At 43.4% G+C, this 18848-nt stretch carries 19 protein-coding genes, 1 tRNA gene and 5 pseudogenes; 16 read left to right on the top strand and 9 right to left on the bottom strand.

Features of this window, described 5'->3' with window-relative positions:
- Positions 1-81: 81 nt before the first annotated feature.
- Positions 82-681 carry a flavin reductase family protein gene (locus P3X63_RS19315; RefSeq protein ID WP_026588870.1) on the top strand — a complete coding sequence of 200 codons (600 nt, stop codon included), beginning with the start codon at positions 82-84 and terminating at the stop codon, positions 679-681.
- 19 nt (positions 682-700) lie between these two features.
- Here the strand turns inward: P3X63_RS19315 and P3X63_RS19310 are convergent, their stop codons facing one another.
- Complete coding sequence (locus tag P3X63_RS19310) at positions 701-1672, bottom strand: 2-hydroxyacid dehydrogenase (protein ID WP_026588869.1); 972 nt, start codon at positions 1670-1672, stop codon at positions 701-703.
- A gap of 381 nt (positions 1673-2053) precedes the next feature.
- Here P3X63_RS19310 and P3X63_RS19305 point away from each other — a divergent pair, with 381 nt between their 5' ends.
- Together P3X63_RS19305 and P3X63_RS19300 are read left to right on the top strand one after the other, a co-directional pair.
- On the top strand, positions 2054-2650 hold the full coding sequence (locus P3X63_RS19305) for a beta-class carbonic anhydrase (RefSeq protein WP_026588868.1): 597 nt from the start codon (positions 2054-2056) through the stop codon (positions 2648-2650).
- 17 nt (positions 2651-2667) lie between these two features.
- The gene (locus P3X63_RS19300) at positions 2668-4287 is read left to right on the top strand and encodes a SulP family inorganic anion transporter (protein WP_077736102.1); all 1620 of its coding nucleotides are present in this window, start codon (positions 2668-2670) and stop codon (positions 4285-4287) included.
- Between the two features lie 36 nt (positions 4288-4323).
- On the opposite strand, the gene P3X63_RS19295 is transcribed toward P3X63_RS19300, so the two are convergent.
- A complete protein-coding gene (locus P3X63_RS19295) occupies positions 4324-5304 on the bottom strand; it encodes an HD domain-containing protein (RefSeq protein ID WP_277691697.1) in 981 nt (326 codons plus the stop codon).
- Positions 5294-5662, bottom strand: coding sequence for a MazG nucleotide pyrophosphohydrolase domain-containing protein (locus P3X63_RS19290; RefSeq protein ID WP_051290436.1), 369 nt, complete (start codon positions 5660-5662; stop codon positions 5294-5296). The genes P3X63_RS19295 and P3X63_RS19290 overlap by 11 nt, the downstream gene beginning before the upstream one ends.
- Before the next feature lie 65 nt (positions 5663-5727).
- On the opposite strand from P3X63_RS19290, the gene P3X63_RS19285 reads away from it, so the two are divergent.
- The gene (locus P3X63_RS19285; protein WP_026588864.1) at positions 5728-6303 is read left to right on the top strand and encodes an LOG family protein; all 576 of its coding nucleotides are present in this window, start codon (positions 5728-5730) and stop codon (positions 6301-6303) included.
- A gap of 79 nt (positions 6304-6382) precedes the next feature.
- On the opposite strand, the gene clpP is transcribed toward P3X63_RS19285, so the two are convergent.
- The gene (gene clpP / locus P3X63_RS19280; protein ID WP_026588863.1) at positions 6383-6979 is read right to left on the bottom strand and encodes an ATP-dependent Clp endopeptidase proteolytic subunit ClpP; all 597 of its coding nucleotides are present in this window, start codon (positions 6977-6979) and stop codon (positions 6383-6385) included.
- Positions 6980-7230: 251 nt separating this feature from the next.
- On the opposite strand from clpP, the gene P3X63_RS19275 reads away from it, so the two are divergent.
- The 5 genes and pseudogenes from P3X63_RS19275 to P3X63_RS22765 all read left to right on the top strand — a co-directional run bounded on the left by P3X63_RS19275 (position 7231) and on the right by P3X63_RS22765 (position 9138).
- Positions 7231-7306 (top strand) — tRNA-Arg (locus P3X63_RS19275).
- Positions 7307-7558: 252 nt separating this feature from the next.
- Entirely contained in the window at positions 7559-7900 is a 342-nt protein-coding gene (locus tag P3X63_RS19270; protein WP_277691696.1) for a phage integrase N-terminal SAM-like domain-containing protein, read from the top strand.
- Positions 7901-7912: 12 nt separating this feature from the next.
- A pseudogene (locus tag P3X63_RS19265) lies at positions 7913-8491 on the top strand (tyrosine-type recombinase/integrase).
- A gap of 152 nt (positions 8492-8643) precedes the next feature.
- Positions 8644-8829: pseudogene (locus P3X63_RS22995) on the top strand (helix-turn-helix domain-containing protein); the annotation flags it as partial.
- Positions 8812-9138: a tyrosine-type recombinase/integrase gene (locus P3X63_RS22765; protein WP_410207086.1), complete on the top strand. Its 327-nt coding sequence runs from the start codon at positions 8812-8814 to the stop codon at positions 9136-9138. The pseudogene P3X63_RS22995 and the gene P3X63_RS22765, both read left to right, overlap by 18 nt.
- A gap of 704 nt (positions 9139-9842) precedes the next feature.
- On the opposite strand, the gene P3X63_RS19255 is transcribed toward P3X63_RS22765, so the two are convergent.
- Both P3X63_RS19255 and P3X63_RS19250 read right to left on the bottom strand, forming a co-directional pair.
- Complete coding sequence (locus P3X63_RS19255) at positions 9843-10148, bottom strand: barstar family protein (protein ID WP_277691695.1); 306 nt, start codon at positions 10146-10148, stop codon at positions 9843-9845.
- 13 nt (positions 10149-10161) lie between these two features.
- Positions 10162-11616: a T7SS effector LXG polymorphic toxin gene (locus P3X63_RS19250; RefSeq protein ID WP_277691694.1), complete on the bottom strand. Its 1455-nt coding sequence runs from the start codon at positions 11614-11616 to the stop codon at positions 10162-10164.
- Between the two features lie 269 nt (positions 11617-11885).
- Here P3X63_RS19250 and P3X63_RS19245 point away from each other — a divergent pair, with 269 nt between their 5' ends.
- From P3X63_RS19245 to P3X63_RS19215, 7 genes and pseudogenes are all read left to right on the top strand, one after another.
- Entirely contained in the window at positions 11886-12986 is a 1101-nt protein-coding gene (locus tag P3X63_RS19245) for a response regulator aspartate phosphatase (protein WP_277691693.1), read from the top strand.
- Positions 12983-13123, top strand: a complete 141-nt coding sequence (locus tag P3X63_RS19240) for a hypothetical protein (RefSeq protein WP_277691692.1) — start codon at positions 12983-12985, stop codon at positions 13121-13123. Before P3X63_RS19245 ends, P3X63_RS19240 begins: the two co-directional genes overlap by 4 nt.
- A 107-nt stretch (positions 13124-13230) precedes the next feature.
- Positions 13231-13345: pseudogene (locus P3X63_RS19235) on the top strand (M15 family metallopeptidase); the annotation flags it as partial.
- Between the two features lie 27 nt (positions 13346-13372).
- Positions 13373-13444: pseudogene (locus P3X63_RS22990) on the top strand (hypothetical protein); the annotation flags it as partial.
- Between the two features lie 114 nt (positions 13445-13558).
- A pseudogene (locus tag P3X63_RS19225) lies at positions 13559-13894 on the top strand (phage holin); the annotation flags it as partial.
- A 260-nt stretch (positions 13895-14154) separates the two neighbouring features.
- A complete protein-coding gene (locus P3X63_RS19220) occupies positions 14155-14349 on the top strand; it encodes a hypothetical protein (RefSeq protein WP_277691691.1) in 195 nt (64 codons plus the stop codon).
- 7 nt (positions 14350-14356) lie between these two features.
- Positions 14357-14881, top strand: coding sequence for a GNAT family N-acetyltransferase (locus P3X63_RS19215; protein ID WP_277691690.1), 525 nt, complete (start codon positions 14357-14359; stop codon positions 14879-14881).
- A gap of 224 nt (positions 14882-15105) precedes the next feature.
- Here the strand turns inward: P3X63_RS19215 and P3X63_RS19210 are convergent, their stop codons facing one another.
- The 3 genes from P3X63_RS19210 to P3X63_RS19200 form a co-directional block, all read right to left on the bottom strand.
- Positions 15106-15558, bottom strand: a complete 453-nt coding sequence (locus tag P3X63_RS19210) for an SHOCT domain-containing protein (RefSeq protein ID WP_277691689.1) — start codon at positions 15556-15558, stop codon at positions 15106-15108.
- Positions 15559-15687: 129 nt separating this feature from the next.
- The gene (locus P3X63_RS19205; protein ID WP_277691688.1) at positions 15688-17235 is read right to left on the bottom strand and encodes a glycoside hydrolase family 32 protein; all 1548 of its coding nucleotides are present in this window, start codon (positions 17233-17235) and stop codon (positions 15688-15690) included.
- A 78-nt stretch (positions 17236-17313) separates the two neighbouring features.
- Positions 17314-18768, bottom strand: coding sequence for a glycoside hydrolase family 68 protein (locus P3X63_RS19200; RefSeq protein ID WP_026588860.1), 1455 nt, complete (start codon positions 18766-18768; stop codon positions 17314-17316).
- Positions 18769-18848 lie beyond the last annotated feature (80 nt).

Here is an 18848-nt window from a genome sequence, read left to right as displayed (position 1 = left end):
CCTCCTAAAATGTAATCGATACTTCGATGATAATCGAATGAATGATGAATTACAATGAAAGTATGATAGGAGGAGAGAGAGATGAACCAAACAATCAAAGAGATCGAGCCAAGTATTTTATATTACGGGACGCCTGTCATTTTGCTCAGCACGCTGAATGAAGACGGTTCAACAAATATCAGTCCGCTTTCATCTTCCTGGGCGCTCGGGGACTGCATTGTGCTCGGAGCCGGCACCTCAGGAAAGGCCTTTGAAAACATCCAGAGGGAAAGACAGTGTGTCATCAATGTACCTGATCCATCATTATGGAGAAACGTAGAGCAACTCGCTCCTTTAACCGGCAAGCATCCCGTCCCAAAAGACAAAGAACGGCTCGGCTTCACTTTTCACAAACGAAAATTTGCGGCAAGCGGCTTTATGCCGGCTCCTTCCCTGTCGGTCAAGCCTGATAGAATCGCTGAATGTCCGCTTCAAATCGAAGCCGAGGCCGCGAGCATCCGGATTCCTGAACATTCTCCATTCTTCGCAGTCATCGAAACAAAAGTGCTGAAAGTCCATGCACATGAGCGCATTATCAAAGAGGGAAATCACATTGATCCGCAGAAGTGGAGCCCTTTGATTTATAACTTCAGACATTACTTTAGACTCGGCGATGAGCTTGGTAAGACGTTTCGAGCCTGAGCTGCGTATCGCCAGACGGCTATCTCAATTCTTTCACAATGTTCTGCGGCCGTCTTCCTTCAAGGCCGTCAATCATGTTTTTTGCGGCACATTTCAGCATGTTGATATGAGTGATGCGGGTGGATGAGCCGATATGGGGAAGGAGTGTGACATTGGGAAGACTGATGAGCGGATTGTCCCCGGCAATCGGCTCTTTTTCAAATACATCAAGCCCCGCCCCTTTAATCCATCCTTCCTCCAACGCTTTGATTAACGCTTTTTCATCAACGGTTTGGCCGCGGGAGATGTTAATAAAGATGGCCGACTTTTTCATCCGCTTTAATTCGCGTTCTCCAATGAGGTGATATGTTTCCTCTGTAAGCGGTGTGATCAGAACGATGAAATCTGAACGCTCCAGAAGCTGATGAAAATCCGTATACACGGCGCCCGTTTTCTTTTCGGTCTCCGGTTTGCGGCTGCGATTGTAGTAAAGGACCTCCATGTCAAAGCCAAAGGCGGCCCGTTTGGCGACCTGCTCGCCAATGCGTCCCATCCCGATGATACCGAGTGTTTGATGATGAACATCGCTTCCAAACAATGTTTCATCATCCTCGGACTTGGTCCATTTGCCTTGACGGACATAGCGGTCAAGCTCAGCGATTCGGCGAGCTGAAGCCAGAATCAGCCCAAAGGCGAGATCGGCGACGGTATCGTCAAGAATGTATGGTGTATGCGTCCCAATGACAGAATTCTCTTTCATCGCTTCAATATCAAAATTGTCATAGCCGACGGAATTGTTGCTGACGATCTTTAATTTCGGTGCACAGGATAATAATTCACGATCAATTTTTGTTCCGGACGTCAAGAGACCTTCCGCTTCCCCGATTTTTTCAAGCAGCGTGCCCCTGGGAATACGCTCCCGCGACGGCCAAATTTCATATGTACAAGCTTTGCTGAGAAGCTCCTCAATCTCTTTCGGTATCGGTTTTGTCACGTATACAAACGGCTTCATCTGCATTCTCCCTTTCGAAAAATAAGATCTACTGCCATTATAGAGGAAAAACGGATTTTGCAAAAACACAGGACTATCAGATCATTTGTTTAAGAAACACATATTCATAAATTATTGTTTCAATTTTTTAATTTATTTTAATACATGAATATGACTATAAATCCAAAAGTTTACTTTCCTAATTTGTTTCCAGTTTTGTTTTTATAGGTGAAGAAAAGCGTAGATTTTATTATTTTAGAAAGATATAAAATTTGATTTTTAAAAATTTTCAGTACATTTTTAGTGAATTTTTGGAATCAAATCCAAAGGCAGGATCCATGTGCTATAATGCGTCTGTAACAATATCAAGGTCATATGACTATGAAAAGGAGTGAGAGAAGAATGGCTAATTTATCTTCCATTTTGAAACACAACCAGTCTTTTGTAGAGGAAGAGGGGTACAAGTTTTACGAAACGACAAAATTTCCTGAGAAAAAGCTTGTGATTTTGACATGCATGGATACACGTTTATTGGAGCTGCTCCATCATGCTATGGGGTTGAAAAATGGAGACGCAAAAATTATCAAGAATGCGGGAGCCGTTGTTTCTCATCCTTTTGGAAGCGTGATGCGCAGCATTCTTGTTGCCGTTTATGAACTGAAGGCCGAAGAAGTCTGCGTCATCGGCCATCATGAATGCGGCATGGCCAGTCTAAACGCTTCATCTATTCTCGAAAAGGCTAAACAGCGGGGAGTGGGAGAGGACTGCCTGGAACTATTAGAAAACGCCGGGGTCGATTTGCGGTCGTGGATGACGGGCTTTGCCAGTGTAGAAGACAGTGTCTCACATAGCGTCAACATGGTGCGGAATCATCCACTGATGCCGCCGGATGTTCCCGTTCATGGGTTGGTGATCGATCCAAGGACCGGCCGTTTGGAAGTTGTAGAAGATGGATATGTTCAGGAAGATGCACCACTCTCAGGTATAGGTAGAACGTGATGGGGAGGATTGGATGAATGCTACGTTTTTCAGGCAGATTTGAAGGATATAACCTGAAACGGTTTCAAAAAGATATTGTTGCAGGGACGGTTGTAGGCGTCGTTGCGATTCCGCTCGGCATGGCTTTTGCGATTGCCTCAGGCGTGAAGCCGGAGCACGGCCTTTACACCGTGATCGTCGCCGGGATTTTAATCTCTCTTCTTGGGGGATCGAAATACCAGATAGGCGGGCCAACAGGCGCGTTTGTGCCGATTTTGTTCGGAATCGTGCTGCAATATGGATTTGAGAATCTGTTAATCGCCGGTTTTATGGCTGGAGCGATATTGGTCATGTTGGGGCTGCTGAAGCTCGGAAAGGTGATCAAATTTATTCCCCGCCCCGTCATTATCGGGTTCACAGCCGGGATAGCGGTGATTATTTTTACCGGGGAAATCGCAAAGTTTTTAGGCTTAAAAGATGTCGAGAAGCATGAAAGCTTCTATATGAATATGAGGGAAATCGTCATTAATCTCGATACCATCGGTTTTTACAGCGTTTTGACAGCTGTTGTATCCCTCTTCTTTGTGCTTTTTACACCGAAGATTTTGCCGAAAGTGCCAGGTGCGCTGGCCGGCCTTTTCATATCGACGGTGATGGCGACCATGCTGTTTCCGGAACAAGTGGTCACCATCGGCTCCGCATACGGAGAGATCCCGCGCAGTTTACCGAGCTTTCAGTTTCCGGAACTGTCATTGGAAAAGATCATCTATTTGCTTCCGCCGGCGCTTGCGATTGCAATGCTTGGAGGAATTGAGTCACTGCTTTCCGCAATGGTGGCCGACAATATGAAAGGGACAAGACATGACAGCAACAAAGAGCTTGTCGGGCAGGGGGTTGCGAATATGGCGGCGCCGCTGTTTGGAGGCATTCCAGCGACAGGCGCGATTGCCCGCACGGCGACAAATATTAGGACCGGAGCTGCTTCACCGGTTTCGGGAGTCGTCCATGGCGTGTTTGTTCTCCTTGTTCTCCTCTTGTTTGCGCCATATGCTTCACTGATCCCGCTTGCAAGCATGGCGCCAATTTTAATGGTTGTCGCCTGGAACATGAGCGAGCGGAAAGAGTTCGTTAATATTTTGAAAATTAAAAATTCCGATTCCGTCGTTCTTGTCGTCACCTTTCTTTTAACGGTATGGCAGGACCTTGTATTTGGCGTGGCCGCCGGGATCCTTCTGGCGATTATCATGTTTATCGCGCGGATGAGCCAGTCGTTCCGCATTAAGAGGGATGCGTCAGAATCGATTATTCAAGCGGCTGCCACAGCGGAGGAAAAGAAGTTTCACCGCTCAGTCAGCATCTACACGGTCGAAGGCCCGCTCTTTTTTGGCTCATCAAACTCGTTGGTCGATTCGATTTTGGACAAGAATCCCCCGCCAAAACTGTTAATTTTGATGATGAATAAAGTAGATTATATGGATTCGTCAGCAGAAGGCTGCCTGATGACGATTGTCGATCGCGTTCATCAGCAAAACGGAAGGGTCATGATTGTCGGCCTTCAGCAGCAGCCGCGTGAGCTTCTGCATAAAACAGGCCTGTTTCATAAAATCGGTAAAAAGCATTTTGTCGACCGGCCTGAACAAATCTTTGATGTGACATAATCGTTGAAACCGCCTGTTTCGATAACAGGCGATTTTTTATTGATCGTTTGCTTTGACAAAAGCGCCTTTTTTCATTACAGCAACAGCCGTCTCTTTCATCGAACGCACATTCTCCGAAAGAGCGGAAGCGGGGACTTTACAGCCGTGAGCGACGACTTTTGGGTCGATCCAGCGTACTTTTAATGTTTGATGAACGGTGAAATCGTCCTTGCTGCCTTGTTTGACATGCGCTTGGGCCATACCGAGCTTTTCCATCCTGTCTCTGAAGCGGGCCTCCTGCCTAAGCGTCGCGAGCAGTTCCTTGTCGGTCTTAAAAAAATCGTCACGACTGATCAGTTTTGTCTCCAGCGCCTGCTGCAACAGCCGGCTGAGCGTGTGCAAGGCATATACATTGAGGGGATCCATGAAAAAGCCGGTCACTTCCCGATAATAAAGGCTTGTGAACCATTCGGCATGCTCGACTGAAGTACAGCAGATTTCATTTTCAAATACGGTCATCCCCGTTCGTATAAATTCGGCAATCTCCTCTTTGGCGGCAAAGCCGTAAGCATAAGAATCGCGAAGCGTGTAATCGATCCGGTCTGCACATAACACCGGAGCGGGCTGTTCGAGCAATGTCCATTTTTTGACGTCACCTAAAATCTCTTCCCAGCTGAATCCGTATGTATGGAGAATGTCCGGTATATCAGAATGCCTGACCCATTTGTCAAACACACGCTCATGATAATCTTCATTTTCCATCTGAAATACATCATCAACGACATGGGAAAATGCCGTATGGGAAACATCGTGAAGCAAGCCGGCGATTTGTTCCTCAAGGCTGCCTCCGAGCTTCCGAATCAATAGCATCACACCGGTGCTGTGTTCAAAGCGGCTGATGTTCCATGAAGGATTGACGAGAAAGCATGCTCCGCCCTGATGGATGCCTTTAAGCCGCCGAAGTGCGTTTGAATCGATTAAATCGATGAGCACAGGTTCCAGATCAGCTTTTCCGTAAAGGCGGTCATCAATCTTCATCCTGCCGGAATCTTTCCGTCAGTTTTTTTTGATGGGCTTCCATCATCTCTTCCAATGTGATGTCGTAAATGCCGGCGAGCATGATCAAGTTTCCCATGACATCGCCCATCTCTTCGACAAGCTCCTGTTTTAATTGAAGCGCCGGCTTTTTCGCCTCGTCCGGCCGGTCTCTGCCGATTTCATAGGTCCTGACAGCCCTTGCCAGCTCACCTGTTTCCTCCATCAGAAAACCCATGCGGATGAAAGGGCCGTATTCGCTCCATCCCCTTTTTTGATAAAATGCTTTCGTCCATTGTTCCGCATCTGTTAACACTAATAAACACTCCCATTCAAAAAATTCTATTATATTATCGCACATGAAATGAACAATATATAGTACAATGTTAATTGTTTTAATCAGTATATTGAGTTGGAGTGAATGGGATGAAAACGGTATGCGTATATTCAGGGTCAAATATGGGAGCGAATCCGGAATACAGAAGTAAAGCGGCCGAGCTCGGCGCTTACATAGCCCAAAAAGGGATCCGGCTTGTCTACGGAGGATCAAGAATGGGATTAATGGGTGTGATTGCGGATACCGTACTGGAAAATGGCGGGGAAGTGATCGGTGTCATGCCGAAGGGACTTTTTAAAGGGGAAGTTGTCCATCAGCAATTGACAGAGCTGATTGAAGTAGAGGGCATGCATCAGCGCAAAGCAAAAATGAGTGAATTGGCCGATGGCTTCATCGCGATGCCCGGCGGATTCGGTACATTTGAAGAGCTGTTTGAAGTGCTGTGCTGGGCGCAGATCGGCATCCACCAAAAACCGATTGGACTCTACAATGTGAACAATTACTATGAACCGCTGATGCAAATGCTGAAGTACAGCATCCAAGAAGGCTTTTCAAACGAATCACACCTTCAGCTGATCCATGCTTCCGAAAGTCCGGATGAATTGATCGGGAAGATGAATGATTATCATTATCCGGTGTTAGAGAAAAAGTGGAAGGATTTTTAAAGATTCATTACATAAGGAAATGAGGGGGAAGCCGGCAAAATGCTTATAAGAAAAGAGCTGCCATCGGCAGCTCTTTGACTTATTTTTGCGAGTCGACATTGCGTGTCAGCACTTTATCAATCAAGCCGTATTCTTTTGCTTCTTCGGCCGTTTTGAAGTTGTCGCGGTCTGTATCGCGCTCGATCACTTCAAGCGGCTGTCCTGTGCGCTCAGCAAGGATTTTGTTCAGCTTGTCGCGCAATGAAAGAATGCGCTTCGCGGCAATTTCAATTTCAGTCGCCTGACCTTGGGCGCCTCCAAGCGGCTGGTGAATCATCACTTCACTATTTGGAAGGGCATAGCGTTTCCCTTTCTCACCGGCAGCAAGAAGGAACGCACCCATGGATGCCGCCATTCCCGTACAAATCGTAGAAACCTGCGGCTTGATAAACTGCATGGTGTCATAAATCGCCATACCGGCTGTGATTGAGCCGCCAGGGCTGTTAATGTAGATGCTGATATCTTTTTCAGGATCTTCAGCTTCAAGGAATAAAAGCTGTGATACAATGGAGTTCGCAACATTGTCATCGATTGCCGATCCCAGCATAATGATGCGGTCTTTCAACAGGCGTGAGTAAATGTCATACGCTCTTTCCCCGCGATTCGTCTGTTCAATGACTGTAGGTATTAAATTCATAATGCTCCTCCTTCACCTTAAAAGGTAAGTATGTAGTTTTATCATACATTTTTGGTCAATAAAGGTCAAACAAAAAGCAGTCTTCATCAAAAGACATACTGGGCTTTATTTTTCCCACTTTCAATTAAATTCAAACAATACGGCAAAAATCCTTCATCAAATCGGGATAAAGGCAAACAAATTTAAAGATACTGGCATTGACTTATTTAAGATAAGCCCTTATAATATGTATTGCTGACATTAAAAAATATGCGCTCGTAGCTCAGCTGGATAGAGCGGTGGTTTCCGGTACCACGTCTGCCGGGGGTTCGAATCCCTCCGAGCGCGTCATATACGTTTTAGCCCCGTCAGATCAACATTTTCCGACGGTCCGTTAAAGCGAAAAGTGTACGAAAAGGGTCCGAATGGACACGAACCGGAGCGAAATGTGACCGGCCAAAATCGGTTGGTTCGTATCATCTAAAACTCTGATTCAGCAAACGCAACCTCGCGGATAAATAAATCCGGGAGGTTTTTTTGTTGTGGCCGTTTTAAAACGTAGGAAAGGTGTCAGGAATCGGCGTGAGACAGGACGGAATAGTGAAGAGCTTTCGATCGACAAAGACCGTACATGAAGCGTTAGGTATTGCCTACTCGCTGTACGAAACGGAGAACTATCGGGAGCGAACGATTAATGATTACCGGAATTATTTTGCCGAGTTTATGGAAGTGACCGGCATCATGCCGACGGATAACATAACGGATGTGACCGAAGATCATCTACGTTCTTACATCTCAACGATGTTAAAGAAACGCAATCTATCGCCAGTAACCGTAAATATCCGTTTAGGCGGAATTAAATCAATCTTCAGTCGCTTAACTGAACGTGGGCTAATAAACGAGAGTCCCGCGCAAAGAGTGACGAAGCTGCGCGTCGATTAAACATCGGTAAAAATGCTCACAGACAGCCAGGTTCGACGCTTTTTCAAAATGATCGATAAAACTACGTTCTCAGGCTTCCGTGATTTTGTGGCGTTTTTGCTTTCGCTAAAGTGCGGACTCCGGTCGAATGAGCTTGAAGGGCTTGAGCCGGAAGATCTCGATTTCGACAACCTTGTTATTATGTTGCCGGGCGCCATTAATAAGAACCGAAAAAATAGAATGGTGCCGATGACGGAGTAAGTCGCGGAAGAATTGAAGCAGTTACTTACGGAAATGACGGAGTATTTTGGGACTTTTACGCATGTATTCGTTAATCAGTACGGAGAAAAACTCGCTAAAAATTCTTTGAGGAAAAGGGCTGACAAATACGGGGAAATGGCGGATCTAAAGAAAGAATGCCGGCCAAGTATTCACAGCTTGCGACACACTTTCGCGATCAACTATCTAAGAAATGGCGGCGATATTCGTTCCTTACAAAAAATAATGGGGCATAAGGATCTCGCCTCTACAGAAATTTATCTCGACTGTGTTGACGAAATCGTGATCGAGCAGTATAGAAAAGCGAACAAAAACGATAAGTTGAAGGTTTAAAAATAAAAACACACAAAAAAAAGACGACTACCCGTCGGAAAAAATCCGATAGATAGCACGTCCTCACCTACGTCTATCTTATCGAAAAAAGCGTTCAAGTCAACGCTTATTTGAGTGCACCTAATTTCCAACATGGGTCGGTACGAAACCGAATGTACACGAAAGAATCCGCTAAAATGGCGTCATTCCGTTCTGTGGACGAGCTTAACGACGCCATCCGCACGCATATCTACCGCAATAAATCCGACCTAATGCCTGCCGTTATCGAAGTTCTCAAGGTGTTGTCGCGTCATGCCTGCAAAACGCCAGGCGTCGCGTATTTGAAGCTGCTCAAAATCGTTTCCCAACTCGAAGGTGACGACGATGACTACGTATTTGCCAGCCGCAAAGGCGGAAAAACGATCACCCGCGTTCAGGCTTATCGCATCCTAAACGACACCGCCAAACGAGCCGGCATTTACGACAAGATCGGCGGCATTGGTACGCATACGCTCCGCAAGACATTCGGATACCGCCTGTACGAGAACGGCGTTGATGTCTCGCGCATTATGTCGATACTTAACCACTCAAGCGAGCGCGATACGTTAAAATATATCGGGATTACTGCGGATGAAATAGAGGCGGCATATGAGTCGATCGAGGTATAGCGGCAGGGGCGGCCGCATCCATCAGCAAGACATGCCGGACGGAGGCGACCGTCCGAAACTCAGAGGGTGCGCCACTACACTGCGCAACATATAACATAGCCTGCGAATAGACGGAACGCTTTGTGTATCGGCGTTGCATGACGCATCTATGTCCGATCGACTCACCGTAAAATGAAACGATGTTGCATCGACTACGGCCGACATACACCGATACAGCACGTACAATATGCACGATCTTATACATACCTATCGGTACTAGACGCAATCCTGATCGTTGATTTAATACGGTTTAAAACGTGCATAAAGTAAGTTCGATTCATTGCGATAACGAACGTCCGGTGAATAATGTCATATCAACGTTTCATTCGTTTGATGAATGTAACAAAATTCGTTTCTGTTACATTCGATATACAAAACGATGAATGAAGTATTCAGTCGGATTTTTTTTGGAGACGGCCGATCCCCAGGCAACCCGGACAAAACCGCCTCATCTGCCGTTCGGAACTATGCGCAAAATTTTTAACTCGGAGGGGCGTGACGGTTTAGGACGTCAATATCAACGATTGAATATGAATATAGCGGCCCCTTCGATTCTGCATTTCAAAAGCCCGCTAAATCAGCGTTTCTTAGCGTCTAAATCGTCACGGAGAACGGTTGTGGTTCTGTGCCGCACTAAAAAGACGCCGGGTAGGCGCCCTTTAGATTCATTTTTTATAAACTACTTCACATTCCATAAAAGGATATTCTTCATTAAATTCTTTAAAAATGTTAACCAAGGTTTGTGAATCTGTTGGTAGTTTTTCTTCGATATTGCCCCAACCTTCAAATATTATGGTTTTAGGAAGTTCGACAAGTCCTGTAATAGCATCCCAGAACGCATCCCAATTCATTCCGTAAAAGTCCGGGAACTCAAGTTTTTCTTTTAATGCGTTATGGAGTTCGTTGGAATCTTGAATATTGCTTACATCCAAAGTGATCTTCTCTTTTCTTTCTTCGTGTAATGAATCCATTGACTATCATCCTTTACTTAAAAGTCCCAATATAATGAACTGTTTTATAGTGATCCGTGGTAATATACATTTTATCGTCATTGGAATATAGTAGTCTTGTTCCAGCCTGTTTACTTCTGGACATAGTGTTACTTAAACCAACATCAGCCTCATACCAAACTCTCCCCGGAGCTTTTGGCAACACATTTGCAGTATTTTTAAAGATATCCCCGCCGATTTGTCCGCCTGATACATAATTATTCAGTGCTTTTCCTGGCCGCCAACCGTTTTTCGCGGCTATATTCTTACCAACATAATTTGGAGGCAATTTTCCTGTCTTTTTCAAGCTATCTACTAGTGGATTAGCTAACTCGGTTGCTTTTAAGACCTCTAAAAATTTTGAATGGAGAGCAATGTTGGTTGCACCAGATTTAATCTGATGTTTAGAAATATCCTTGGCTGTATTCGCACTTTTCCCAACCTTAGATACTTCATCAACTTTCAAGGGGTTTTCGGTTAAAGCCTGCCTGATTTCACTCGCTTTTCCAAGTTTGCCTATCTTTCCTGGTCCCCACGGCATTTCAAATTTTTTAACTTCAACATCTGATTTTTTAATTATATATTTTTTGAACTTAATTTCTTTTAGTGCATCTGGATTATTTACCGATTTATTGTGTATTTTGTACTTTTTTATTAATTTTTTTAGTCGGTTAGGCGCGGCGGCAAGTGTATCGACATCTGAATCTTTCTGATTTCCCAATTTCTCTAGCATGATTTCCATTGGAGACGGCTCGGCTTTTTCTAGCTCTCCCTTCAGACCGTCGACCGGACCCTTGATGTTTGTATCCTCATCCGGCTTTAAAATCGAGCCTTTTTGATAGCCGGTGATTTCAATTTTAGGCCCTGTGTACATTTTTTCAAGCCATGTAATATATTTTTGCATCGTTTCAAGGTCATTTTCAGCGGTTTTGAGGGCGTTTGTCTGCTCCCTGTCAAAGGTGTGCAGCTTTTCAATCGTCTGATTGATGTCTTTCGTTGCTTTTCGGTTCTGTTCGTGAAAATCGTTATCGTTCAAATCCGGCAGATCGACAATATGGTTGACTTTCGCCATCGTGGCATTTGCTTTGGATACCAAGTGTTTAGTTGTTCGGTCAGCTGCATTTAATCCTTGTTCCAATTCGTGTTCGAGGAAAGCTTGCGAAATAAATCCGTTATGATTCGGTTCAAGCGATTCCAGGTCATTTTTCATTTTTTTCAAAGCTGACTGATATTCTTCAATAAAAGATTCATAGAACCGGAGGAAAGGGGTGTGGCATTCCTCATAAAAAGAACGAATCGCGTCTCCGCCTTTTCCTTTTAAAGCATCTTCAAGGGACGTGATTCCATCCACACCTTTTTTGACTTTGGCCATTTCTTCTGATTGCTTTTTTAATTGTTCCAGCGTTTGGTCAATTGCATGATGCAACGCCTGAACGTCAAGGGTCTTCATGACATTCTCCTCTAATACTAATGGTTACAATCAGTATAGAGTTTACCGCTTTACGGAAAGGGATTGGTTAATAAATCCTTTATACTCGTGAAAATGAATCATATTGATCAGGTCAAAAACCCTATTGAGAAACTTATAACCCTTACATTTCTTTTATTGGGATAAAATAGTTGTCGATATATCATTTTTTCTGTAAAATAAGTTTATATGCAGAAAAAGGAAATATAATATTTTGAATATTTAAAACTGATGGAAAGGATGACCGGGGGTTGGAGAAAATAGCCTATGAAAAAATCGGACAGGCAATTAATGAATGGTATAAGATAATCAAACAAAATAATGTACCGAAAGCTACTGAAATGCGGGAAGAGATACAGAAGAATTTACCTCAAATGGAGAAGAACCAGGATGTTTTGCTTTATTTTAATTTGATTGATTCTCGTTTTAAATTAATGACTGAGAGCTTCAATGAATCAGGCAGTCTGTTAAAAGATATAGAAAAACAGGCTTTGGAAGAAGAAACGGATAATATGATCCAATACTATTTTTATTTCTTTTCTGGGATGTATGAGTTTTACAAAAAGAATTTCACAAAGGCAATCAATTTTTACAGAATCGCGGAAAGTAAGCTAATTAAAATTGATGATGAAATAGAGAAAGCGGAGTTCCATTACCGATTGGCTGTTGCCTATTATGAAATAAGGCAAAACTTCTTCTCGTTAAACCATGCGGAAAAAGCGCTCGAATCTTTCACTGCACATGATACATATGAAGAAAAAAGAATCAATTGTCAAATGGTTATTGCGGCAAATTACGTTGATTTATACAGGTTTGAGGAAGCAGAAAAGCAATATAACCTGGCAATAAAGACGGCAGCTACTTTCGGTTATAAGTTTTCAGAAAGTTTAGGATGTTTCAATTTGGGAATTTGTCATGAACGCAGAGAAATGTTGTCGGAAGCTAAAATTTATTTTAGAAAAGCGATTGAAATACCTGAGCATCGAGAATCGGTCATCTGTATTCGTTCCATGTACATGCTAAGTAGGATTCTATATAAAATGGATTTTCTGGAAGATGCGCGTATGTGGTACAAAAAAAGCCTATCGCGAGCAATTGAGGAAAATGATAACGTATATCAAGCGAAACTCAAGATCATATACTGTTTGTATGATCAGCATGATTTGCAGGACTTAGAGAAAGCTATGGAGCAGCTTCAGGACAAAAATTTGTGGTCAGATGTTGCAGATTTGGCTATAAATGTGGCTTACTATTTCAAAAAGCAGGGAGACGCTGAAGTTTCGTCGAAATACTTTGAGAAAGCTTGTCATGCTAAAGATCAAATCCTTAAATTAACGGAGGCGTTGTCATGAAAAAAGCGAAATTTCTTTGTGGAACTTTAATTTTGGGTAGTCTGCTTGTCTTTAGTTTTGCAAATGAGCCAGCGGGGAAAGCAGAGTTTGGAACTTCAGGAACAATGAAAATCGCTGAAAATGCAGTATTTATATAAGATTTATCAGAGATCAGCCCTTCAAAAAAGAAGGGCGTTTTTATTTGAGATTAACTCCGATTTCTTGTTCGTTGTGGAACGATTACGGATCTGCGGACGTTAAAAAAGCGATGAACTATGCGAAGTCAGTCGGCTTTGAATGGGGCGGAGATTGGTCCGGATTCGTTGATAAGCCGCACTTACAATTCAACTATCGCGGGTATGGAAACGGATACTTTTGGCGGCAAGGCGACATCTTCTAAAGCAGCACTGGCTTCTAAGACGAAAAACTATCTTGAAAGATTTAACTGCGGTGCGGTCGAAGGTATTTTCGGAGCTAAAACAGGAAAAGCGGTTCGGTCGTTCCAGAAGGCGGTGGGGCTTGGCGTAGATAGTCTGAACTGTCCTAAAACGAAGGCTACGCTTGAGTCGTACAAGAAACCTTTGAAGGGAAAATATCCGTTTTCTGACGGAATCATCAAAGTAACGAGTCCGCTGACAAAAGGAAAGAAAGTAACGCAGGTTCAAACCGCATTGGCTGCGTGTTACTTCTATCCGGAAAAAGGCGCAAAGAACAACGGAATCGACGGCTATTACGGAAAGAAAACAGCGAACGCAGTCGCTCGGTTCGTGCTTCTTGGGCTTACACTCGTAAACCAGACGCTTACGATGACGGGGCCAAAACGATGTGCAGCAATTTATTTCGCTTGTGCGTTTACCGGAGTGGCTTCGCTGTGGGTGTATTGGAAAAATAACGACGTTACGAAGAAAGCGATGACTAAGGGCGAATAGAATAGATAGCGGAACAATTTCGGAGAGGACGTTTGAGACGTTTTCTCCGATCATTTTCGTTAAATTTTCCATGAGCAAAAACATGTCATACTTTTGCCACCTAAGGGTGATTAAAAAATTTACGATGGGAAAGCCTAAAAAAGGCAACGTATGGTGCAGAAAAACTTGTTTTCGTTGTGCCAATATTTTATAATCGTAATATACATTGACTATTCGCTGAATGTATATTACGATTACCATCTCAAAAAGGGTGATCGAACATGAGCGAAAGTGGGGATGATAAAATGGGCGTAGCAAAACCAATCAAGCCTATGCGTATTGAATTCGAAAATGAAAAGCAAGCTGAAGCGTTTGAAAAGTGGGCTTACTCTAAAGAAACGTCTATGAGCGAAAGTGCTATCCGTGTTCGGGAGGCGCTAGCAGCTTATAGAAAAATGAAAAAACGATCTAGGTGATTGAAGAGTGGCTCATCTGGTTGAACTGTTTGACGAGGTTCTTTCCCCGGAGCATCGATCAAAAGTAGATAATTTCAAATGCGAATCGGAGAAAGATGTAGAAATCTTTTTAAAAAAGGATTCTTGGGAGTTACAGGAATATAACATGACCCTTACCCGACTGTTCTTCAATAAAGATGGAGACCTCGTTGGGTATTTTACTTTGTTCAATGAATCTGTACCGAAAGTGGGTAGAGATAAATTAAAAAAAGAGAATTGGAGATTGCCTAATTCAGAAAAAAGTTATCCTGCTGTTAGATTACATTATCTCGGTGTAGATGAGAGGTACCAAAGGCAAGGAATAGGATATACGATATTAATATCGGCCATCGATGTTTGTACAAAAATTTCTAAACTATCTGGTTGCGCATTCGTCTCTGTACAGGCTTTGAACAGTGCAGTGGAGTTTTATGAAAAATACCATTTCAAACGGGTTGCAACGGAAAAGAATTATGTTAATATGTTACTTAAATTAGAAGACGCTGAAGAATAATTTACATAACTCAATCAGACGAAGACTGCCGAAACCGATCGACGGTCTTTTTATAATTTGCGAAACGTGAAGGAACGACTAAATAAAGGAAATTTTGGCGGGCGCCTGCGTTTAAGAGATATTCATAATGACTTTAAGCTAATGAAGGCTTGAAAAGGGGTCTAGATTAGTTCAAAAAGCCCTGTCCGAATCAGGTTAGGGCTTTTGTGTTCTTGATATCTCATTTAAATTCCGAGGATCTGTTTTTTCTTCGCAATAAATTCCTCCTCAGTGATTATTCCTTGATCACGAAGGTCAGCAAATTGTTTTAATTCTTCTGCGCTGGATGGTTTTGAGACGAAGTTATTGGTCGAAGGCTCTTCATTTAGATATTTTTCTATTAACTCTTTCGCTTCAACAAAGCCCTTATACTGTTGTTTATTTTTACACATAATTGTATTCTCATCTTTTACGGCGTCAAAAATACTTTTTCCCTTTTGTTCGGAACTTCCGGAGAATGAAAATTGTATGTAGCCGGCAGTAAGTACAGGCTTTTTAAGTTGAATTCCCGAGATACTATTCAGACGGATCTCTTTTTCTCCCTTACCACTTCCTAAAAACCTACTGTACTTGAGTATAACTTTCGTCGGTGTCACAACTACACTCCCATTACTCCCTTTGAATTCCCTCTGCTCCAACCTTTCTCCTCCTTATCCTTACTTTTCTTTTAGTGCAAATAACTCATTCATATCTGTAATATTAAACTCTTTGATAATTTTTTCAAGTCTTTTCATTAAAAAAACAGGTGCCCAAGGACACCCGTTTCCCTAATCGCGAACCGAACGAAAGTGTTTGATTTTCAGATTTTCAAAGACGGCTGTCCCGTTTTCGGCAAAGAGTGTGATGCCTGTATCATTGATGCCTGGGAATGCTAGATTTGAATGTGTCGTTTGGCCGTCATCAATAAATGTTTCGATCGTGTTTTTGTCTACGATAATCGTCAAATGAACTCTTTTTTTGTTCGGGTCAAAGGGGGCTCTGCTTTCAATAAACGTGCGGGTGCTGTCCGGCTGTCCAGTAGCTCCTCTGTTCACATAAGAGTATCCGCCTTCAACAAAAATGCCTGTGTCGATATGACGCTTTCGATCTGCTGATTCCCTGAGCCTCAATCCCACATTTGTGAGATCAGACCATGTGATATCCGTTTCAAGCTGATAAGTGTCGCCTTTGACATGGAGCGTTTTTGAACCGGTCACCTTCATTTTTTCGAACTCATCGGTTGAAACGGTCAGCTCATCCAATTGGTCGATCGGCTGAGAGGCGAGAGTATAAGAATCGCCGCCTTTTCGTTTTAGTTGAATTTGGCGAACGATCGAATCGGTGCCGTTAAAACCTTCCCGCCATGTCGGCGTGCGGTTTGAATAATCCCAGTTGTTCATCCATGCCAAAGCATAGCGTTTGCCGTACGGGTCGCTGGCCTTACCGTCCTCAAACGTTACCCCTGCATACCAGTCAAAGCCGTAGTCCAGCCACTGGGGCTCTTCATCGTCTGCAGAGAATTCCGTTCCATTGAAGCTGCCTGTCCAGTATGCATACGTATTCGGTTTTCCATCAGCTTTGCCATTGGCGCTGGCGCCAAGCACCCATTTGTATGTCCCGTCATCTGCACGCATCTTAAAGAGGTCAGGACATTCTATAATGCCGATATTCCGTGTCTGAAATCCTCCTGTATAGCGCCATTCTTTCAGGTTGGCAGATTCGTAAAAACCGATTTTCTCTCCTTCCGCAAGAACCATGACCCATTTATGATCCTGTTCATCCCAAATCACTTTCGGATCTCTGAAATCTACGGTGCCCGGATTTGGCAAAACCGGTTCATCACTGTAAGGCTTAAATGTTTTTCCTCCGTTTTTGCTGTACCATAAAAATTGCTCTTCTTTTCCGTTATCGGCCGAAGGCTGTGTCATGATGGCGATGACCGTGTCCTCGCCAAATCCCGCCGTGTTTTGTGAGTCGACAACAACCGAGCCGGACCATGGATCACCATTTTTGGTTGTATATTTCGGGATGGCGACACCTTCATCTTTCCAATGCACAAGGTCGTCTGACACCGCATGGCGCCACTCCGTCCCATTGCCGTCCGGATAATCGCGATTATAGAGATAATAGTAATGATATTCTCCATTGAAATAGACAGGCTTCTGTGGGTCGTTTTTCCATTTGTCAGGCGTTGTCAAATGGAATGCCGCCCGATATTCCGGAGTGCCCGAGTGTTCTCCTCTTTTTTCCGAGTCCCGGACTGAAGCCATCATCACCATGAAGATTCCAAGACAAACAGTTAAAATGCTGATCCGCTTATATACTGTTTTCTTCAAGCAAATTCCCCGCTTTATTTTCTTAGATGACATACGAAAAGAAAATGCCGATATTCACCGGCATTTTCCTCTGTTGATTTATTCGTTCACTGTTAATTGTCCCTGCGCAAGAATGCTGTTTTTGACAACGGATGTTTTCGATCCTTTGATCTTCAGCAAAAAGCTTGGTGCAAACGTGCTGTGGTGTTCGGTTGAAATACCTCTGTTTGTAATATAGCTCGTGATCACGACATTGTTGCCCTCGGCTTGCGGCACTGCAAAATGTGAGTAAGTAAATGTGATGTCATTGTAATCTTGATCCATGTGCAGCACAAGTCCGGTTTTGTTTAACGGTTTGAACGGTCCAGTTAAAGAATCGGATACATACCCGAGCATGTAGATGTCTTTTTCGCCGATGCCGTCGATGGTCATTTTTGAGCCCCTTGAGTCAGTGAACAGATACCATTTGCCATTCATTTTAAAGAGATTGGCGCGTTCGATTTCATCTGTCACTGTATTGGAAGCGATCAATGGCTTCATGACTTTTTTCAATGTATAATCATCGTTTAATTCAATGATTCCGAGCGCTCCATTTGCTAAAGAAGCATCCTTTTTCTTCGAACCGTTGAGCAGTTTGCTGCTTTCTTCCCTGAAGAAGTTCTTGCTTCCGCCGTAGTAGGTTCTGTTCAAGAGAGAATTTTCCCCTTGATAGCCGGTTTTTGTTCCTGTATTGGCTTCAAAAACGAGATATTTGTGGCCATGGTCTTCAACATAATGCGGATCTCTCATCGTATGGTTGTCGCCGGAACTGTAATTGCCTTCATCAATGAATTGCTGGATGTTTTGATAGACTGTGCCGTTACCGCCGTCAAAAACGGATTTGTAATCCTCGACACCTTCTATTTTCAGTGAATCGCGATCTGGCTGGGAGAAATTAACCTGTGCGGTCGCCAGTGTTTGTTTGCCGTATTGCTTGCCTGAAAAAGAAGTGTAAAACAATCTGACTTTTCCGTCTTTTGTCAGTGTTGCAGAGCCTGACCATTCCTGTGTTTGAAGTTTTAGGTATGGATCGTTGGGATCGAATTTATCGCTGTCCTTAAACACTTTGCCGGCGTTTTTCCAGCTGTTGATTGATTTTTCGCCTTCCTTTTTATAGAACATGTAGATGGATGTGTCATCGACATTATTCGGGTTGCCTGCTAAAGCAAAAACAAGCTGATAGCCATGGTATGTAGCGACTGTCCCGTCGGCGTTTTGCAACGGCCAGCTGTCCCACACGTCTAGATCAAACTGCTTTCCTGAACCGTCATAAGCTTTTGCCGAAGGAATGTTTTGAATCGTGTTTGCATCAAATTGAGGTACTTTAAATTGTTCACTCTTTTGCTGCTCAGGGATTTTCAGCATGTCTTTCCTTGTAATATGGGAAAATCCGTAGCTTTTTTTGTAATCTTTTGTTCCGCTTTCTTTTGCAAAAGCTTGCGGCGCTCCTCCAGCGAGCAATGCTGCTGCAAAGGTTAATGCTGTAGCTTTTTTTGCAATGTTTTTGATGTTCATCGAAATTCCTCCTTTTGATTTTTGATCGTGTGCATATGTCTTAAAAATAAGCTTCGCCCCATCATCACCCCTATTCGCAG

Source organism: Bacillus sp. HSf4, from assembly GCF_029537375.1.
Classification (GTDB): Bacteria; Bacillota; Bacilli; order Bacillales; family Bacillaceae; genus Bacillus; species Bacillus sonorensis_A.
Note: the sequence above shows the minus strand (reverse complement) of the source record. Positions and strands in the feature narration are given on the sequence as shown.